The 1,415-nt window shown below is 38.0% G+C and carries 1 protein-coding gene; it reads left to right on the top strand.

Going from position 1 to position 1,415, the window contains the following annotated elements; translation table 11 throughout:
• Nucleotides 1-87 precede the first annotated feature (87 nt).
• Nucleotides 88-1,314, top strand: coding sequence for an IS4 family transposase (locus B0B05_RS16220; RefSeq protein WP_076784607.1), 1,227 nt, complete (start codon nt 88-90; stop codon nt 1,312-1,314).
• Nucleotides 1,315-1,415 lie beyond the last annotated feature (101 nt).

The raw sequence follows: 1,415 nt of genomic DNA, 5'->3' as shown, positions 1-1,415 counted from the left end.
CACTACTAACCGACAAAAAAAATATAAGGAGCCATCTGTTCAGGTAGCTCCTTTTTTCATATTTTAGTTTTACTACACACTAAAAATATGAGCCATAAAAATACAGAAAAGAATTTAGTCGGTCAGCCAATTTTCAAACAAATATTGCAATTTATCCCCCGCAACAAGTTTGATTTATTGGTTAACAAGCATCAATCAGACCGATATTATAAAACATTTGATTCGTGGACGCATTTGATGACGATGCTTTTCGGCATATTCAGCCGATGCGATTCTATGGGTGAAATATGCGATGGGATGCAAGGTTTGGCAGGAAAACTCAATTATTTGGGAATGGAAAAATCTCCCGCCAAGAGCACGGCAGGCGATGGGCTTCGGGGCAGGGACAATGAATTTTTCAAGGATGTCTATTTTATGTTATTGGAACATTTCAAGTCCGTTTTGTCGGTCAGCCGTATTGATAATGTTTCTTTTGCCAAGCTTTTCATCTTCGATTCCAGTACCATACGCTTGTTTTCAGACATTATGAAAGGAGTAGGCAGAAACCCCAAGAACGAAGGAAAGAAAAAAGGCGGACTGAAAGTACACATGATGATAGATGCCCACAGCGATACGCCTGAATTTGTGAAAATCAGCGAAGCTAAACTGCACGACAAAAATTTTCTTCAGTATTTGAATCTGGCAGCCCACAGCATGATTGTTTTTGACAGAGCTTACAATCATTACCTGCAATTTGCCCATTGGACGGAGCAACAAGTCAATTTTGTGTGCAGATTGAAGAAAAATGCGGTATATCAAGTAGAGGAAGAACTCTTCAGACAAGAGTTGCAAGACGGAGAATCCGGTGTTTTGCTGGAAGAGCACATTCATCTCATTTACAAAGAAGACAATAAGCAAAAGACTTTATGCCTGAGAAAAGTAAACTACAGGGATGATAAAGGGCGGATTTTTGAGTTTATCACCAATAATTTTGAAATCAGCCGGGAAGAAGTCGCTTTTTTGTACAAACTTCGTTGGAACATTGAACTATTGTTCAAAAAACTCAAACAAAACTTCCAGTTACATTATTTTTATTCCGAAACAGAAAACGGCATCAAAACCCAAATTTGGTGTACCCTGATTGCACAGCTACTGTTGCAGGTTCTACGTGTAAAATCAAAGAGCAAAAAGGCATTTTCTACCATTGCGGCACTCATCAGGATTCATTTAATCAGCCATCTGGAAATATTTTGGATGGTACAGAACAGCAGGAGAACTTACACGAAACAGAAAAAACGAAGAAAACCACCTTGGATACAGACAGAATTGTTCTGAAAAACAGAGAGGTGGGTTTTTGTATTCTTATAAAAACATATTGAAAAACAATGTTTTATGAAGGAATATTACTCATTTGTGTGTTTATCCGTTTGATAGTG

Source organism: Epilithonimonas bovis DSM 19482 (genome assembly GCF_900108115.1).
GTDB lineage: Bacteria > Bacteroidota > Bacteroidia > Flavobacteriales > Weeksellaceae > Epilithonimonas > Epilithonimonas bovis.
Note: the sequence above shows the minus strand (reverse complement) of the source record. Positions and strands in the feature narration are given on the sequence as shown.